Genomic DNA, 18,292 nt, shown 5'->3' on the forward strand with positions numbered 1-18,292 from the left:
CGGGAAAATTATCTCAAAAAAATCCGGAGTGGGTTCCTGGCGGGACGACCGATTTTCTTAAGTTTGTATATATATGACATAAGTATCTTGATTACAGGATGTTAGTAGAGATGGATGACAGACCAGGGGGTTCAGGAGAGATTAATCGGCCCCAACTCGTTTCTGGGTTTCAGATTAGAACAAGTGCAGAGACTCAATTGACGGTCCCCTGCAGGGCTCGCTATTGTGGAAGAAAACGCCTGGATGTTGAGACGCGGGCGACCACTGCTCCGCGTCTGGCGTACTCGCTCTACTACAAAGTTTCTGAAATATCGGAAACGATTTCCCGCCTCGTATCGTAGTAAAAACGGTACCACTCCCCACGAAGCTAATCAAACTGAAAAGGAAGATGGAATGCGACTTTGTCTGGTAATTGCCGCTCTGATTCTGTGCAATCTGCATTCGACAGTAAGGGCCGACAAACCTTTTGAACTCAAGAAAAACGAACGCATCGTGGCGGTCGGAAACGCGCTGGCAGAACGGATGAATCTGTTCGGGCAGTTCGAGACCCTGATGCAGACCCGGTACCCCGAGAAGGAAATCATCTTCCGGAACTTCGGCTGGCCTGCAGATGAAGTGGGAATTCAGCAGCGTCCGAGTAACTACACCACGATCGATGATCCGCTGGAAGTCTTCGGACCGGAAACGTTTTTCTGTTTCTTCGGTTTCAACGAATCGTTCGCCGGGGATTCGAAAGAGAGCCTGGACGCCTTCAAGCAGAACTACCGGAACTACATCGCCGAACAGACAAAGCGTTTCACCAAAGATGGCAAACAGCCGCGGTTTGTGCTGATCAGCCCGATTGCCTTTGAATCGACGGGCGATCCGCTGCAGCCTTCCGGTGAAGAAGAGAACAAGAACCTGGCCGCTTATACGGCTGCCATCAAAGAGCTGGCGGAAGAAGACGGTCACCGTTTCGTCGACCTGTTTACGGAAACGAAAGCCAAATTCGGTGCAAAGCCGGGTAACCAGTATACGGTTAACGGAGCGCATGCGAATGAGCAGGGTTACCGGGTCATTGGTCAGCTGCTGGACGGCAGCCTGTTCGTCTCAGAGCATCCACTGGGGATGGGGACGTCGAAGTTCAATGAGATCCTCAAATGGGTGAATGACAAATCGTGGTTCCACGCACAGGACTACCGGATGCTGAATGGCTGGTATGTCTATGGGGGCCGCCGTACCTGGGACATGGAAACATTTCCGGGCGAATATCAGAAGATTCGTAAGATGGTCGCCGTGCGTGACCGCTATATCTGGGAGATGGCTGCGGGGGGCGAAGTACCCGATCAGCCGGACGATTCGAAGACGGGTGAAGTTTTCATTCCCGAAACGATGTTCGGCAGCCGCGATGAACGCTTCCGCGAAATGCGCGAGCCGAAAGAGCTGAAGTATCCGACGCCGGAAGAGTCGATCGAGATGATGACCGTTCCCGAAGGGTTCAAGGTCGAGCTGTTCGCATCCGAGCGGGAGTATCCCGAACTGGCGAATCCGAACCAGATTGCCTTCGATAACAAGGGCCGTCTGTGGGTTTCCTGCATGGCGAACTATCCACAGTGGATGCCCGGTGCAGGGAGACCCAGTGACCGCCTGCTGATTTTTGAAGATACCAACGGCGACGGTAAAGCCGATAATTGTACTACGTTCTACGACAAACTGATCTGCCCGACCGGATTTGAATTCTGGAACGGCGGCGTACTGGTAGTTGATGAGCCGCGAATTCTGTTCCTGAAAGACACCGATGGCGACGACAAGGCCGATGTGGTCCAGCAGATTGTCGACGGGATTGCGACCGATGACACGCACCATACAGTGGGTGCCTGGGAATATTCGAACGGCGGTCTGTTACACATGCTGGAAGGGGTTTCGCTGTCGACGACGCTGGAAACACCTTATGGTGCCTTCCGCAACAAGGACACCGCCGGCTGTTATACGCTGGATCCCCGTACGTTGAAATTCCGTCACTTCCGCACGCCCGGCTACGGAAACCCGTGGTGCCTGGTATTCGATCAGTGGGGTAACGGGATGGTTGGTGACGGAACCAACGCCAAGCAGCACTGGACGAGTCCGCTCTCCGGTCTGGAGGTCAACACGCGGCGTACGCTGGAGCCTAACTTCGATAACCAGGGAATGCGTCCCGCGGTGGGTAACGAATTCCTGATTTCGCGTCATCTGCCGGAAGACGTGCAGGGCCAGTTCATCTATGCCTGCGTGATCAACATGCACGGCATGCCGCGATTCAATCTTCGTGATCAGAAAGATGGTTCGGGTTTCGAAGGGGAACGCGTGGAAGACCTGCTGTCTTCGACCGACATGATTTTCCGTCCTGTCGATCCGAAGATCGGTCCTGATGGCGCGGTCTGGTTTGGAGACTGGTGTAACGCATTGATTGGTCACATGCAGTACTCACAGCGTGACCCGAACCGCGATCACAAGCATGGCCGCGTTTATCGTCTGGTCAATACGAAGAAACCGCTGCTCAAGCCGGTGACACAAGCCGATAAGTCGATTGAAGAACTGTTGGAGCAGTTGAACGCCTACGAACTGCGGACCCGTTATCGTGCCCGTCGCGAATTGTGGGACCGTGATCGGGACCAGGTTCTGGCGGCTGTGAACAAGTGGGTCGAAGGTGTGGATGATCCGAAGCAGCTCTGCGAAGCGATGTGGCTGCAGGAGAGCTTCCGTGCCGTGGATACCAAACTGGTCGATCGGATTCTGGCGAGCGATGTCTACCAGGCACGTGCTGCCGCGATTCATACGCTGGTCAATGAAAAGGATCGTCAGCCGCAGTTGAAAGAATACCTGGCGAAAGCCGTTAACGACCCGAACCCGCGGGTACGAATGGAAGCCGTCCGTGGTCTGAGCTTCTTCGGAACCGTAGAAGCGACTCAACTGGCGCTGCAGGCTGCCAATCATGAGATGGATTACTGGATCGATTACACGCTGGAGCACACGCTGCATGCGTTGAAGCCGGCCTGGGAAGTGGCGGAATCGAAGCCCGATTTCCTGGAAGGTTCATCCACGGCCGCGAAGAAATATCTCGACCGTTATAAGAAGATGACCGGACCGGGCGGAGCGGCTGTGAAACCGCTGGAGATTGCCGGTTCCGAGGAAGCCTCGGACAGCAAACGTAAAGCTGCGATTCGTGATCTGGCCAAGATGAGTGGCGGTAATTACGAGCGGGGCGAAGGCGTGTTCAAGCAGGTCTGTTCTGCCTGTCATATGGTGGGTGACCTTGGTAAGAAGTTCGGTCCTGACCTGAGCGACATTGGTCAGCGGGTGAGCAAGATCGAGATGATGACTTCGATCCTGATGCCCAATGATAAAATTTCCAAAGGTTTCGAGACGGTCGCGATTGTGACGATCGAAGGTGAAGTGCATACTGGCTTCATCCTGGCCGAAGACGAGAAAATGATTTCGCTCGGTCTGGCGAAGGGGAAGAAGATCGACATTCTCAAAGACGACATCGAACTGCGTAAGCCGATGAAGTCGAGTTCAATGCCCGAGGGATTGATCAAGACGATTGCCCCGATCGAGTTTCTGGACCTGGTGGCCTATCTTTCCCGGCAGCGGCAGATCGCCGCAGTAGAGGATCAGGAGGGCTGGATCAGTGCGAAGCAGAAAACAGTCAAGCTGCGGAAGAAGAATGGCTTCAAAGAGATCTCCCGCGATGCTGCTCTCAAGTTTGGCGGTAAGTTCGGGAACGAGACCTGGAACAAGGACGCGTATCTGTTTCTGACCGACGTTCCGGCGGAGCGGTTTGATTTCGCGTTCCATTCCGATCTGGATTCCGAGTCGCCTTACGTCACGATTCGGCTGAAGGACGATTCTGAAATCCGTTCGATCTGGTTGAAGAACCGGAAGGGACTGCAGGAGCGGGCCGCAGGTCTGACGGTGTGGATCTCTTCTGACGGGACGAATTTCGAGAAGGTCTGGACGGCTGAGAAAGTGCAGCCCGAGTGGACCATCGATCTGCCCGAAGGGACACGTGCGAAATTCGTCCGCGTGGGCCTGGAAGGGGAAGGGACGCTCCACCTGCATCAGGGCGCGATTTTCGGTCGATAAGGCTGAAAAGGCGGAACTTTTCTGCCGCTGTGGTGCTCAATATGATTAGATGATTTCTCCCCTGGTCTGGGTCTTCAGATCAGGGGTTTTTATTGGATTGACGGGTTTTATGAAGATTGCGATGAACCGGCTGTCTGGCGGATTCGTTCGCGTGAAAGGGCCGCTTAGCGAAAGATCGTTCCACTGATTGTCTGAGTTTGTGGAATTTGGGCGCTGTGCATCCTGTTTTTACCTTTTCTTTTTCGGGTGACTGCCGTTAGTATGTGTGGTATATACTTGTATTGCATGGAGGCGAAAAACAGGCACATCTGACGGTAAAGCAGGGAAAAAACGGATCTCACTGTTAAAAAGTGGAGAATGTTGTTCCTTCCGCATTACTTTTTGACTAAATTCAAGTCCCTATCGTATCTCATTTTAGCATTATTTCAGGCCAGATATTCGGGTCTTTCCTGTCGCAGGATCAGTCCCGGTTTTGAGGTGCAACAGCGTGAAATCTTTCTGGGCATATTTATTGATTCTGTTGAGCGTGTTATGCGTCTCGGCAGAGTTGCAGGCTCAACCCGTTGTCGAGGGCGATAACGGGAACGATTCTGCAGCGCGGACACCTGCGAATACAGGGCAGGTAGGAAAGTATCCCCCGATCCCGATCCGGTTCTTCAGGGGCAACGGGCCTGCGACCTCCTCGCAGGGGTTTTATTTCAACTTCTGGAAGATGCTGTTTGTCTGCCTGCTGTTTCTGTTGTGGGCGAAAACATCTTACTGGGTGGACGATGACAGCAGGGCGTTGAAGTGTAACACGGAATTCTGGAGTTCGCTGATTCTGGTAGCCGGTGCGCTCGGATTTCTGCTGGTGTTCTGTATGCCGAATTTCATTGTCGGTTTTCTGGTTCTGGCAGCCGCCTATGCGGCGCCGCTGGGGTTCTATATCAATGAGCGGAATGCCAAAGTGCCTGCTTCCAGCAAGGTGATGACGCCCGATCATATTCGCAAGCTGACTTTACGTTACCTCGCACGGATGGGAATCCGCGTGGGGGGCAAGAAGACCCAGGAAGCCGCGATGGGGCCCGATATCCGTTTTATCGGGAAATCAGCGACGGGGCGGGGTGACGATCCCAGCAGTTCGCGTCGGGTGGAGAATTCGCGTGGGTTCCTGGCAGCGAAAGAGCTGATTCACGATGCGATCATGCGTCGCGCCACCGACGTGCACCTGGAGCCGAAAGAGGATGAATACGGGGTCCGCCTGCGTATCGACGGGGTGATGTATCCCACCGAAGGCTTTGACCGTTCGATTGGTGAAGCGGTACTGAATATTTTCAAAGTGCTTGGTGCCATGGACATCACGGAGAAACGTCGTCCCCAGGATGGTAGTTTCCGTGCGATCATGCCAGACCGGGAGATCGATTTTCGTCTTGCCAGCCAGGGGACCCGTTACGGCGAAAAGATGAGTCTGCGTATTCTGGACCAGACGAACTCAATCGCTTCACTTTCGGAACTGGGGCTGCGGAAACAGATCGTCGACAAGATGAGCTCAATTGTCAAGCAGCCGCACGGCCTGTTCCTCTGCTGTGGTCCTACCGGTGCCGGTAAATCGACGACCTTGTATGCCGCTTTGCACGAAATTGACCCTTACCAGCGAAACATCATTACCATTGAAGACCCGGTGGAATACCGGATTGAGAATGTTTCGCAGATTGAAATCAACCAGAAAGCCGGCCAGACCTTTGCCGAGTCGCTGCGGAGTATTCTGCGTCAGGACCCGGACGTAGTCATGATCGGCGAAATTCGAGATGCCGAAACCGCGCGAATTGCCTGTCAGGCCGCGAATACCGGTCACATGGTGTTCTCCACGGTTCACGCCAACGATACCTTTACCGCTTTGTACCGTCTGATCGACCTGGAAGTCGAGCCGTTCATGCTGGCCAGTTCGCTGTCGGCACTGTTGGCTCAGCGTCTGGCGCGACGTCTGTGTCCGGACTGTAAAGAGGCGTATCAGCCCAATCCGGAGTTCCTGAAAAAGGCGAATCTGCCGCCGGATAAGGTAAAAAGTTTTTATCGTCAGCCGAAGAATCCGGAGATTGTCTGTCCGACCTGCGGCGGTCTGGGCTACTTCGGACGTATCAGCGTGGTGGAGCTGCTGGAATTCAACGAGCGGATGCGGGATATGATTCGCGACGATGCCGGCATGTCCCAGTTGAAAGCACAGGCCCGTAAGAACGGGATGCTGTATATGAAAGAAGAAGGCCTGCGGCTGGTAGTCAAAGGCATTACCTCGATTGATGAATTACTGCGTGTCGTGAAGTGATCTTCGACGAGCAGAGGTTGATCCCGGGTTGAGTGCCCGTTGAAACGCGATTCAGTTCAGTTTGGATTTATAACCATGATTGATATTCTCTTGCTGGCGATTCTGGGAATTGTAACCTGGTGTGTTGCCAGCGAAGGCGCCTGGGGAGCGGGGTTCATTTTTGTCTCCGTGCTGTTGTCCGGGCTGCTGGCAATGAATTTCTTTGAACCGCTGGCCACGTTCATGTCCGGCAATGTGATTGGCTCTGGTGCCTGGCAACAGCGGTGGGACAGTATTGCGCTGATCGGGTTGTTTGTCGGATTCATATTCCTGTTTCGCGAGGTGACCGTACGGATTGCGCCTGCGTACATGCAGGTCCATCCCCTGGTGCACGAGATTGGTCGCTGGGGTTTCGCAGCACTCACCGGTTACATCACAATGGCGTTTCTGTTGACTGCCCTGCATACTACGGCATTGCCGCGAGAATTTATCGGTTTTACTCCAGAACGTCAGAACCTGTTTGGAGTGGTTGCCCCCGACCGCCAGTGGCTGGGTTTCACCCAGTACGTGTCTGAGAAGTCGATGCGGAACGGTGCCCTGGGGCATATCTTCGATGGTCCCGAGTACCCGCTGCCGAATCATCAGAATCGGGTCTGGCCTTCATTTCCGATTCGCTACGCTTCACGCCGGGCCAGTGGGACGGGGGCTGTTGCTCCGCCGCCGGTCTCCAAAGATAAAGCAGATCGCTCGTTCTAGCCCGAGGCTTCCGGGCTGAGCGTGATCTAAACGGTGCGGGGTCTTAATCATCCAGTTTATGGAAGAGGTCGACCAGCTGCGGTATGAAGCGTTCAAAAGCTCGTGCGCGGTGGCTAAGGTGCTGCTTGACGATGGGGGCCAGCTCGCCGAACGTTTTGTGCAGCTCGATGATCTCGAAATAAGGATCGTAGCCGAAGCCGTTTTCGCCGCGTGCTTCGTCTGTCATTCGTCCCCGACAACGGGCTTCGACCTGCAGGCAAATCTCCCCCTGGGGATTGGAGAGGGCCACGTTACAGATGTAGGCGGCGGTCCGTTCGGGCAGGGGAACATCTTTGAGTTCCTCCAGCATTTTGGCGTTGTTTTTTTCGTCGGTCGCATTCTCCCCACTATAGCGGGCCGAATAGATTCCGGGCGCTCCGTCTAACGCGTCGATCATCAGCCCGCTGTCTTCGCCGATGGTCCACTCGGAGATTGCCTGTGCGGTTTCGGATGCTTTCTTGGCAGCGTTCTCTGCGAAGGAATGGCCGTCTTCAACGACCTCCTGCGCCTGGGGAAAGTCGGCGACACTCTGAACTTCGATACCATGCGGTTCGAGCAGTTCGGCGATTTCGCCTGCTTTTTTCTGGTTACGACTGGCGAGCACGATGCGTGGGTAGTGAGACATGAATGAGCTGGATTTCACTGCTGAAACGGAAGAAGAAAACGTTGTCCGGCTCATTCTGCCTGCGGTCGCTGTGAACCACTGCGCAAAAAGAAGCCTTCCCGATGTCTGGCACTTTAGCAGGCCTGACTGACAGAGGGAAGGCAACAGGATGAATCGATTATCCGTTGTTTTGTTAGCGGGACTTGGGGGTCTGCATCAGCATCGGTTTGGGATCGAAGACCCAGGAAGCCGACGGTGGTGCAGAGGGGGTGCTGCCGGGAATCACGAAGTATTCCGCAGTCATGGTCTCCACACCGGTTTCCGGATGCGGCTTCATTTTGGAGCCGAAGAGTTTAGCGTATTCCTTGATCCGGGGATCGTCGGCAGAGTCAAACGAACCGACGGTCACAATGGAACGGTACTTTTCGTGTAAAACGTACGCATCGATATTTCGGGGGGCACCCGCAGGGAAGCCATAGCTTTTCGCGTTACGTAATGCTTTGGCCAGTGACCAGGCATTTTCGGCAGCCCGGTCCAGGGCGTTGCTGACTTTCAGAGTATCATTGGCATTTTGAAAGCGGGAAGTCGCGGTCTGGGTGACGGAGTTACCGTAGAACGAAGCCACGACCAGCGAATATTTACCCTGATTCTTCAGCAGCGAGTATTCGATACCCGAGTTCAGTTTGGCGATCAGTGGATCCTGTTTCCGCTGAGCAACTTCCTGTGGAGAGAGCAGCGGATTGATCGTGAGGAACGCACCGCTTAACGGTCCGGGCTGGCCGGGAGTCTTTTTATAAACGCCGTTTTCGGTGATGACTTTAGGATGGAAGTTCTTGATGTACTTCAGAGTTTTCTGAGCGACATCGTCTTCGCTGTCGGAATAGTTACCGGCGATCACGGAGATCATGGCCCGCTGGGCAGCGTAGCTGCGGCGTTCTTCCCGGCCGAGACGATCCAGCGTGTTGAAGCGTTGGATAACAGCTTCCTGGCTGAAGGTATAAGCGGGAATTCCCCGTTTACGCAGTTCGAAGACCAGTTCGTCGGCTGCTTCCTGGGCGGACAACCCTTTGGAACGCCTGCTTTCAGGAATATCACGCAGGCTGGCGACCATGATCATCCAGGGCCCATGCCGTTTGGTAAGCTTGTACTTCTTGCCTTTCTCAGCTTCAATCCGTGCGTGCGCTTCCGGCATGACAGCTGTCGAAAAGACAATAGCGGTGAGTAAAATGATCAGGCTTTTGCTAAGCAGTTGCGTGGTCCGCATATCAGTATCCCTTCTGAAAGCGTCCGAACCGGTTGGAATTTTAAGGCTAGCGGGCGGAGATTCCACTGCATCCTGAGCGCGAATCGGTACCCGTGTTACAGACTTTGGTCGTGAAGATGTTGAGATGACTCAGACATGTGCGGGGGAGTCTAGCAGTTCTGCAAAATTGAGTCCAGAGCTGATTTCTCTCGTCTCACAGGGGGCTGGTTCTTGAGAGAATCAGCGGGATTTCACTCACAAAGTCAGAAAAAGATTCCCCTGCCTGCCCGAAGAAACATATAATCTAAGTGTAAACAAGATAATAAGATAAGGTGGAGGGTGAGGGACTCAGAACCTCACTGTGGCGGCGTCTTAGCAGGAAAGCAGACATGCGTGTACTCGTGATTTCGGACATTCATTCCAACTGGGCGGCTCTGTCTTCGCTTCAGGAAGAATTCGATTATTGTCTCTGTATCGGCGATCTGGTGGATTATGGCACCGACCCGGTGCCCTGCATCGAATGGGTGAAGCAGCATGCGACCGCCTGTGTGCGGGGGAACCACGATCACGCCGTCGCCCAACGAGTGGAAGCCAAGGGGTCGACCGGATTTCGAAAGCTGGCCTGTTTCACGCGTCCGCTGCACTGGGACCTGCTGGATCGGGTACGTATGAAATACCTGGCGCGGCTGCCGATCTCACAACAGATCACAATTGAAGGGGTAACCTTCTACCTGGTACATGGAACCCCCCGCGATCCCCTGGATGAATATCTGGGTGAAAACGAAGCGGGCTGGAGGTCACGTCTACAGGGAATCAATGCGAATTTTGTCTGCGTGGGGCATACCCATCTTCCGTTCCATCTCGATCTGGGAGACAAGCAGGTGATTAACCCGGGCAGCGTGGGACAGCCTCGCGACGGGGACCCGCGTTGTTCCTATGCGATCATTGAGGACGGTAAGGTGACTCTCAAGCGGCAGGAATATGATATCGAGGCCGCGATTCGTCAGATGGAAGCGGCCGGCCTCTCCGGAGAATCACTGGAGCTGGGCGCCAGCGTTCTCCGGAATGGACGAATGACTGCAGAAGCGAGTCAGAAAGAGTGACCGCTTAGGCCTGAGGCTCGGTCATGCTCATCGGGTCGAGGGCTTCTTTCAGAGTCTCTGCAGGCAGGATTTCCTGCTCGGTGCAGAGCTCACGAATCGTCTTGCCTGACTTGAACGCTTCCTTGGCGAGCGCAGATGCTTTCTCGTAGCCGATATGTGGATTCAGGCTGGTCACCATCGACAGGCTGTTTTCCACGGCCGCGTTGCAGGCCTCTTCGTTGGCTTCCATGTTATCCAGACAGAGCTTCACGAATTCGTTGCAGGAATTCGCCAGCAGGTGCACGCTTTCCAGGGCGGTGAAGCCCATGACGGGCATCATGATATTCAACTGGAACTGACCGCCGGCGGCTCCCGACATGGTGATGGTCTGGTCGTTGCCGATCACGCGGGTGGTGGCCTGCATCATGCTTTCGCACATGACCGGGTTAACCTTGCCCGGCATGATCGAGCTGCCCGGCTGCAGGTCGGGGATTTTAACTTCATAGAATCCGCAGCGCGGACCCGAGCCGAGCCAGCGAATGTTGTTAGAGACGTTGAACAGAGTGGTGGCGATGGTTTTCAGTTCGGCGTGGCATTCAACCAGACCGTCGCGCTGGGCGTTGCCTTCGAAGTGGTCGACAGCTTCGACGAAAGCGATTCCCGTCAGCTTCGCCAGTTCTTCGCTGACCCGTTTGCCGAATTCGGGGTGCGTGTTGATTCCGGAACCAACCGCCGTTCCACCGACGGGCAGTTCATAGACGGCTTCCGCGGCTCGTTTGGCTCGCCCGATACTCAGTTCCAGCTGACGGGCGAAGCCGCCAAATTCCTGGCCGAGTCGCAGAGGTGTGGCGTCTGCCAGGTGAGTCCGTCCGATCTTGATGATCTGGTCCCAGGCTTTCGCCTTTTCTTTCAGGCTGGCAGCCATCTTTTCCAGACCGGGGATCAGCTGTTCGTGAATGCTGGTCGCGACAGCGACGTGAATGGCGGTTGGGAAGGTGTCGTTGGTGCTCTGTCCCATATTCACGTGATCGTTGGGATGCACGGATTTATCTGCGGCGAAGCGGTCTTCTCCCAGAATTTCAATCGCCCGGTTGCTGATCACTTCGTTGACGTTCATGTTGCTCGAGGTTCCCGAGCCGGTCTGGTAGACGTCGATCGGGAACTGATCGTCGTATTTGCCTTCGGAAACTTCGGTGGCAGCTGAGACCAGGGCCTTGATCTGTTCGTCATTGAGGGGATTCTTACCCGTGCCTGAGAGTTTTCCCAGATCGCGATTCGCATGTGCGGCGGCCAGCTTAACCTTGCCCATGGCGTGGATCAGGCTGGGGGGCAATGTGTTCCCGGAGATCTGAAAATTCTCAACGGCCCGCTGTGTCTGTGCGCCATAATACGCTTCTGCGGGAACCTGCACTTCGCCCATTGAATCACGTTCGGTTCGAAACCCCGACATGGTTTGTTTCCTGTCACTAAGAGAGTGTAAATATTGTCTTCACGTAAAAAAGCCGGTGATCTGTCAGCAGAACACCGGCCTCAATTTTAGCAAGTTGTACCGTTTTCTCAATTGCCCCGCCACCTGGGCGGAAATTTGCTTACGGCAGCGGCTGGGAGCTGCGGAGGTAGCTGAACAGGTCCTGGATTTCCTGATCCGAAAGCTTGTCGAGCAGCCCCTCGGGCATCAGCGATTTTTTCTGGGGCAGCATTTCGTCGATGTTGTCGCGTTCGACGGTGATGCTCTGGCCGTCCGCACTGCGGATGACGATCACATTGTTGTCCTGGTCTGCCAGGAAGCCGTTCACTACCCGTCCGTCATCAGTGACAACCAGATAGGTTTCGAAACCTTCCCGGATTTCATTGGACGGATTGACAATGTTGACCAGCATGCGGCCCACGTCGTCCCGTTTGAAGGACGTCAAATCGGGGCCGATCTCACCGCCATCGCCGAACAGTTTATGGCATTTACCACAGTGCTTCTGGAAGAGCTTCTCACCCGCGTAGCGATCGGGCTCTGCCTGACTGGCGAGCAGCATCTTCTGGTGCGCTGCGATCTGTTGCTGCATCTGTTCGGTGGTCGCACCCGCGATCGAGCCGAAGTGTTTCTGAATCAGATTGCTGATGCCATCATCGCTGAAGACTGTCATCTTGCGGGCGGTTTCGACGGGGACTGTTGTCTTGTTAATCTTGCCGGCATCGATGGCCTGCAGGAAATCCTTCGCCCATGCTTTACGAATCGTAAGCAGGGTCTGGGCGGCACTCCGCAGATCGTCCGACATATTGGGATAGAGGTTAGTCACTGTTTTGCCGATGGTGTCGTCCGGGTATTGCTGCAGGGCGCTGATGGCTGCGATCTGCATCTGCAGGTCACTTGAGTTGGAAATGATATCCAGCAGGACGGGGACGCAGGCAGGAACTTTGACTTCACCAAAGATCTGAATCAGGTCGAGTCGCTTCTGGTTATCTGCTTTGGAATCCGCGACGATCTTCAGCGCTTTCTGGATAGCCTCTTTGTCACCCTGTCGCAGACCCAGGGAGATCGACTGTCCGCCATACTTCGACATGGCGGCGACCAGCTCTTTGGGGAAGCTGGCCGTGGAGCGTCCCTTCATGGCGGTTTCGAAGCCGGACATCAGAATTTCGGCGTGTGATTTTTCAGGAGCCAGCTCGAGCAGTTTCGCACAGACCAGTAGATCGTTACGCGAGCCAGTCGCGGCGAAGCGGCGCATGATCCGCTCCAGAATGTATTTCTCCACGAGTGGCGACTGCCAGACTTCCGGTTTTGCGAAGTACGCCAGCAGGGCGTCCCGGTCTTCATTGACCCGTTTTTCCAACGACCACCAGAGGATCAGCGGGATATGTACGTCGTCCAGATCTTCCGAGCGAGTGAGCAGGTTAAAGGCGATCGGCAGTCCCGGATCGGCGGGAAGCCGTTTCGACGAACTGGCCAGCTGGCTGCGGACCTGAACGTGAGGCTCGGTGAGTGCCAGGGCGATCAACTGTTGTCCGATTTCGGGAGAGACCCGGTGGTCATCGCAGAGCAGGCGAATCGTCCAGGCCCTGACGAAGGGGTCAGAGTGTTTGAGCGACTTCGCTGCGACCGCTTCATCAAAGCCGCCACTGAGGTTCAGCGCCCAGAGTGCTTCCAGTGCAGACTGGCCGTCGGTTTCGAACAGCTTCTGTTTCAGGGCGGGGATCACCGAGGCATCCTTGCGGTCGCCGAACAGCCGTAGTGCCTGTTGACGGAACCAGCGGTTGGGATGATCGAGCACCGCGATCAGTTCTTGAGATGACTTCTTGCCCAGGTCAAACGGTGCCAGCGGCCTGGCATCTTTCGCTGTCAGCCGATAGATGCGGCCGTCCCCTTTTTCGACCTGCCCCGAGTAATGCTGTCCGTGGGCAATCTGATGTTCGTACATGTCGCAGAAATAAATTGCACCGTCCGGGCCGAGTTTAATGTCGACGGGGCGGAAGCGTTTGTCGGTGGTCGCGACCGGACGTTGCAGGTCTTCGGTCTGGTAGGATGAACCGTCGGCAGTGACTGCGCTTTCTACCACGCGGCCCTGCAGAGGTTCGATGCCAAACAGGTGCCCCCAGTACTTTTGGGGCAGTGTCTCGGCTTCGTAGATAATGAAGTTATGCGTGAAGCGGGGAACCTTGGCATGCTTCATGGCCTGAAAGTAGCCGAAGGCGTAAGGGTTCGAGAGGGGGCCGTGTTTGCCAAACCCTTTCTGGTAATAGCTTCCCTGGGTGTAGTGGAAGCCGCGTGTGTTACCGCCGTTATGGCCGGAGTAGAGACGTCCCTTATCGTCGATCTCGACGCCGAACGCATTGCCGCCCCCTTCCGCGAAGATCTCGTAAATTTTCTTTTCGGGATGATAACGCCAGATCAGCTGGCCGAGCGTCTGGATGGCTTCGCTGTCTTTCTGTCCCGGCTTTTTCACTTTACCGGAGACGGTACTTCCCTGAGAGGAATAGAGCCAGCCGTCCGGTCCCCAGCGGAGACTGTTGACGACCGAGTGGGTATCTTCCAGGCCGAAACCTTCGAGGTGCACAACGGGATCGCCGTCCGGTACATCGTCGTTGTTTTTATCCGGATAGAACAGCAGGTAAGGCGGGTTCAAGACCCAGACGCCGCCCCGTCCTTTGACGAACGAAGAGGCGATGTTCAAATCGTCGAGAAAAACAGAATGTTTGTCATACTTGCCGTCACCGTCGGTATCTTCGTGAATGGTGATCTGGTCGTCTCCCTTGTCGCCGTGCGGGGGAGGCAGGGGGACTTTGTCGTAGACGGCCCGGTGGTGTTTATCTTTACTGAGGATTCGCAGTCCCTCAGGGTAAGGGTACTGCAGATAGTTGATGACCCACATCCGTCCCCGCTCATCAAAGTTGAGGAAGATGGGCTGTTTGACATTTGGCTCGGCCAGCACCTGTTCGAGCTTGAGATCTTCCGGAACGGTGAATTGTTTCAGCGAGTCGGCGGGACTGAAAAATTCGCCTCCCGTATTATTAGGCGGCGGTGTCGGAGGAGCCGCCTGGCTGACGACGTAGAGAGAACCGGAGGCGAGGATGGTGAGCAGTAAGAACAATCGCAGTTTCATTGTTCCCGTTCCTTTGATTACAAATTTCGCGGATCCTGATTCACAGGGAATGAACAGGGCAGGAGTTCAGGTGAGAAGATTCCGGGATTTTTAAAGGAAATTCAGAATCTGACTATCAGTCTGAGGGGAGAACAGGCCAAAATCAAGTAAACCATGGTGATTCCCCGGGGATTCTCTGATTCTCACAGGGGAACGCCGGTCGTCATGCTTGCATTACGACGAATCTCCGAGTTTGTTGAATCGCGGTCTGTTCTTTTTTGAAAATCATTCGCACCAGGAACCTGCTGCCATGCTGAAATCTGTGACATCGATACTGCTGTTGTGCCTGCTCGTCTGTGACACGCTCCCGCTTTCTGGAGCAGAGCCGAAAGAATCGCACCCGGTCCCCAGGACTGTGGCTCCCGGTGCCGAGTTAGAGGAAGAGTATGCTGCGAAAGCCTTCTTTGAGGGCCCCGTCTGGGATCCCGTGGGGAAGAAGTGGTACTTCACTTCGTTTGTGGACAAAGACACCAAGATCCTACGTCTGGACGGGGAAGGGCAGGCGCGCATCTGGCTGGATAATACCAAAGGCATCAATGGCACCTATCTCTCCAACGAGGGGAACATGCTGGGAGCGCAGGCCTACGGTCAGCACGTGATGAGTTACGGCTTTGGTGAATCGGGGCCGAGTGAGACCACCGTGATTGCCGCGAACCCGCAATGGAATCAGCCCAATGATGTCTGTCAGACTCCGAATGGAAATATCTATTTTACCGACCCGGATTTCAAGAACCGGAAAACGAGCGCTGTCTACGTTAGAACAACCGATGGTGCTGTGAAGAAAATCATTACCGAGATGCCGGTGCCGAACGGAATTATCGCGTCGAATGACGGCAAGACTTTGTATGTCGGCGACAGTCATGAGAAACTGTGGCGGAGCTATCCCATTCTAGAAGATGGCACGGTCGGTGAGGGCAAAGTCTTTTTCAATCCGGAGACCGCACGTCAGGATTCGCCCGACGGGATGAGCATCGATGCCGAAGGGAACCTGTATCTGTCAGGGCGGGGCGGTGTCTGGGTGGCGAGCCCTGAGGGGAAATCGCTCGGACTGATTCCCGTGCCTGTCTTCTGTTCGAACGTCAGCTTCGGCGGCGAGGATGGCAAGACTCTCCTGCTGACCTGCTCCAACAAGGTTTACAGCCTGAAAATGAAAGTCCCGGGTGGCCAGTACCGCTGAGTCCAAAGCAACACAGGGTGCTGCCTGGTGAGACAGCACCCTGTAGTCTGGTCTGATTGATGATGCAGCCAGCGATTACAGAATCGCGGCGCCTTTGACGTCGATCCCTTTGAGGGTCATCTTCAGTTCTTCCACGTTCGGTGAAATTTCGAACGCGTCGGCACGACTGATGAACTCGCGGTCGATGAAGCCTTTGAGGCTGTCGTTGAACTGCTGCATCCCTTCGTCTTTACCGATCCGGATGGCGGCGGCCAGCTTTTCGTCCTGCTCTTCCAGTACCAGCTTACGCACGGTCGGGTTGAAGGTCATGATTTCCACAATCGGCACACGACCCGGTTTATCGACGATGGTTTTCAACAGTTTCTGGGCCACGATGGCACGCATGTTGAAGGCCAGCGAGCCGCGGAGTGCTTTGTGCATGTCCTGTGGGAAGAGGTCGAGAATACGACCGATGCAGGAAGGAGCGTTGGATGCGTGAATTGTTCCAAACACAAGGTGCCCCGTTTCCGCAGCATGGATCGCTGTCGAGAATGTTTCCATGTCACGCATTTCCCCCACCAGCATGATGTCGGGGTCCTGACGCACGGCGTGTTTCATCGCGATTTCGAAGTCCTTTACATCGATCCCGACTTCACGCTGGTTGATCAGACACTTGTTCTGCGTATACACGAATTCGATCGGGTCTTCGATCGTCAGGATGTGTTTGCGGTAGTGGTCGTTGACCCAGTTCAACATGGATGCAATCGTCGTACTTTTACCACTACCCGTCACCCCGGCCAGCAGAACCATGCCCTGGTCGAACTTACATAGTGACTCCATCACGGGGGGCAGGAACAGCCCTTCAAAGTTGGGAATCGAGCGTTCAATTTTACGGGAGACCATGCCGGGAAAGCCGAGCTGAATAAACAGGTTCACACGGAAACGCCAGGCTTCGCCTTCATGCTCGACGACGTAGGAAAAGTCGGCTCCCCCTTCGTCGTGGAAGATTTTCTTGTTGCGTTCATCCATCATAGGATCAAACAACGCCATCATCTGATCTCGGTCGATCGGATCCATCTGCAGTTCGCGGAGAGTACCCTTCACACGCAGGATGGGCGCTTTACCAACCTGCATGTGCAAGTCGGAACCGCCGTGCTTGATCAGCTGGCGGAACACTTTATCAACTTCATTTTCAGCACGCCCGGTGATCGGGGAGATCTCTTTTGCTTTCGCAGGAACGGTTGTCGCCATTAACAAACTCCACTAATCTCATATTCGATTTCACTGCAAGAGCCTGCAGCATTGTTGACAGGAATGACTGTTCTGACATGTGGTCACGATTTCGGGCCAACGGGCCAAAATCAGTGCCTGCAGCAGAAGCCGCTATTACTATTTTGAAGACTCTCAAGGAACATGCAAGCTCCTTTTATCGTGATACCGGTAAATTTGTCACTCTGATGAGGCCCTCGGTTGATCTGGAACGGCTGTCGGTTACGACCGTGTGAGTGAAACTTCGCTTTTGAAACGGATCGGAATTCCCCGCTCAGCCAGATAGTGTTTGGTTTCGTCAACAGGATGGGTGCCATAATGGAAAATACTGGCGGCCAGCGCTGCACTGGCTTTCCCTTCGGTTAAGATTTGATATAAGTGTTCAGGGCAGCCGGCACCACCACTGGCGACGACCGGAATGGAAACCGCTTCCGCGACGGCCTTGGTCATCGGTAAATCGTAGCCGTCTTTCGTACCATCTGCGTCCATCGATGTGAGGACGATTTCCCCCGCACCCAGTTCTTCAACTCGTCTGGCCCACTCGATCGCTTCCAGTCCGGTGGGAACGCGTCCGCCATTAACGTGTACTTCCCAGAATTCCTGTCCGTCTTTCTCTACCCGCTTGGGATCGATATTCACCACGATACACTGGCTGCCGAATCGCAGGGCCGCCTCGCGGATCAGGTCCGGATTTTTCACAGCCGAAGAATTGATGGATACCTTGTCACAGCCCGCATTCAGCAGGGCGCGAATGTCTTCCAGCGTGCGGATGCCCCCGCCGACAGTGAGAGGCATGAAGATGACTTCGGACGTGCGACGCACGATATCCAGGATGATGTCACGTTCTTCATGGCTGGCGGTAATATCCAGGAAGACCAGCTCGTCGGCCCCCTGTTCTTCGTAGCGGGCAGCGACCTCGACCGGATCGCCGGCGTCCTGCAGATTAACGAAGTTGACCCCTTTGACGACCCGTCCCGCATGCACATCGAGACACGGAATAATGCGTTTAGCCAGCATGAAATTACCTGGAATGATTCAGACAGTTGTGATGGGAACTGACAGGTTTTGTTCCCGTTGCATTGTAGATTAAACGACTGTGCCCCGTTTCGGTAGCCTGCAGAAGCGAATAA

At 54.8% G+C, this 18,292-nt stretch carries 12 protein-coding genes; 6 read left to right on the top strand and 6 right to left on the bottom strand.

Going from position 1 to position 18,292, the window contains the following annotated elements:
* Positions 1-243 precede the first annotated feature (243 nt).
* The 3 genes from HG66A1_RS01165 (at position 244) to HG66A1_RS01175 (ending at position 7,138) form a co-directional block, all read left to right on the top strand.
* Entirely contained in the window at positions 244-4,101 is a 3,858-nt protein-coding gene (locus tag HG66A1_RS01165) for a PVC-type heme-binding CxxCH protein (RefSeq protein WP_197996936.1), read from the top strand.
* 487 nt (positions 4,102-4,588) lie between these two features.
* On the top strand, positions 4,589-6,403 hold the full coding sequence (locus tag HG66A1_RS01170) for a GspE/PulE family protein (RefSeq protein WP_232106731.1): 1,815 nt from the start codon (positions 4,589-4,591) through the stop codon (positions 6,401-6,403).
* A gap of 75 nt (positions 6,404-6,478) precedes the next feature.
* Positions 6,479-7,138, top strand: a complete 660-nt coding sequence (locus HG66A1_RS01175; RefSeq protein ID WP_145180064.1) for a CvpA family protein — start codon at positions 6,479-6,481, stop codon at positions 7,136-7,138.
* Between the two features lie 43 nt (positions 7,139-7,181).
* Here the strand turns inward: HG66A1_RS01175 and rdgB are convergent, their stop codons facing one another.
* Positions 7,182-7,802 carry an RdgB/HAM1 family non-canonical purine NTP pyrophosphatase gene (gene rdgB, locus HG66A1_RS01180; protein WP_145180066.1) on the bottom strand — a complete coding sequence of 207 codons (621 nt, stop codon included), beginning with the start codon at positions 7,800-7,802 and terminating at the stop codon, positions 7,182-7,184.
* A gap of 172 nt (positions 7,803-7,974) precedes the next feature.
* The gene (locus HG66A1_RS01185; RefSeq protein ID WP_145180068.1) at positions 7,975-9,045 is read right to left on the bottom strand and encodes a hypothetical protein; all 1,071 of its coding nucleotides are present in this window, start codon (positions 9,043-9,045) and stop codon (positions 7,975-7,977) included.
* A gap of 368 nt (positions 9,046-9,413) precedes the next feature.
* On the opposite strand from HG66A1_RS01185, the gene HG66A1_RS01190 reads away from it, so the two are divergent.
* Positions 9,414-10,127: a metallophosphoesterase family protein gene (locus HG66A1_RS01190; RefSeq protein WP_145180070.1), complete on the top strand. Its 714-nt coding sequence runs from the start codon at positions 9,414-9,416 to the stop codon at positions 10,125-10,127.
* A gap of 4 nt (positions 10,128-10,131) precedes the next feature.
* Here the strand turns inward: HG66A1_RS01190 and HG66A1_RS01195 are convergent, their stop codons facing one another.
* Both HG66A1_RS01195 and HG66A1_RS01200 read right to left on the bottom strand, forming a co-directional pair.
* Positions 10,132-11,556 (bottom strand): class II fumarate hydratase, encoded by a 1,425-nt coding sequence (locus HG66A1_RS01195; RefSeq protein WP_145180073.1) that lies wholly within the window; start codon positions 11,554-11,556, stop codon positions 10,132-10,134.
* Positions 11,557-11,695: 139 nt separating this feature from the next.
* The gene (locus HG66A1_RS01200; RefSeq protein WP_145180075.1) at positions 11,696-14,698 is read right to left on the bottom strand and encodes a PVC-type heme-binding CxxCH protein; all 3,003 of its coding nucleotides are present in this window, start codon (positions 14,696-14,698) and stop codon (positions 11,696-11,698) included.
* A gap of 289 nt (positions 14,699-14,987) precedes the next feature.
* Between HG66A1_RS01200 and HG66A1_RS01205 the strand changes: the two genes are divergently transcribed.
* A complete protein-coding gene (locus HG66A1_RS01205; protein WP_145180077.1) occupies positions 14,988-15,914 on the top strand; it encodes an SMP-30/gluconolactonase/LRE family protein in 927 nt (308 codons plus the stop codon).
* 75 nt (positions 15,915-15,989) lie between these two features.
* On the opposite strand, the gene HG66A1_RS01210 is transcribed toward HG66A1_RS01205, so the two are convergent.
* The gene (locus HG66A1_RS01210) at positions 15,990-17,144 is read right to left on the bottom strand and encodes a type IV pilus twitching motility protein PilT (protein WP_145180079.1); all 1,155 of its coding nucleotides are present in this window, start codon (positions 17,142-17,144) and stop codon (positions 15,990-15,992) included.
* Between the two features lie 77 nt (positions 17,145-17,221).
* On the opposite strand from HG66A1_RS01210, the gene HG66A1_RS31805 reads away from it, so the two are divergent.
* Entirely contained in the window at positions 17,222-17,398 is a 177-nt protein-coding gene (locus HG66A1_RS31805) for a hypothetical protein (RefSeq protein WP_197996937.1), read from the top strand.
* On the opposite strand, the gene hisF is transcribed toward HG66A1_RS31805, so the two are convergent.
* Positions 17,385-18,179, bottom strand: coding sequence for an imidazole glycerol phosphate synthase subunit HisF (hisF, locus tag HG66A1_RS01215; protein ID WP_145180081.1), 795 nt, complete (start codon positions 18,177-18,179; stop codon positions 17,385-17,387). The two genes, HG66A1_RS31805 and hisF, sit on opposite strands and share 14 nt — an antisense overlap.
* Between the last annotated feature and the right edge of the window lie 113 nt (positions 18,180-18,292).

This window comes from Gimesia chilikensis (genome assembly GCF_007744075.1).
GTDB lineage: Bacteria > Planctomycetota > Planctomycetia > Planctomycetales > Planctomycetaceae > Gimesia > Gimesia chilikensis_A.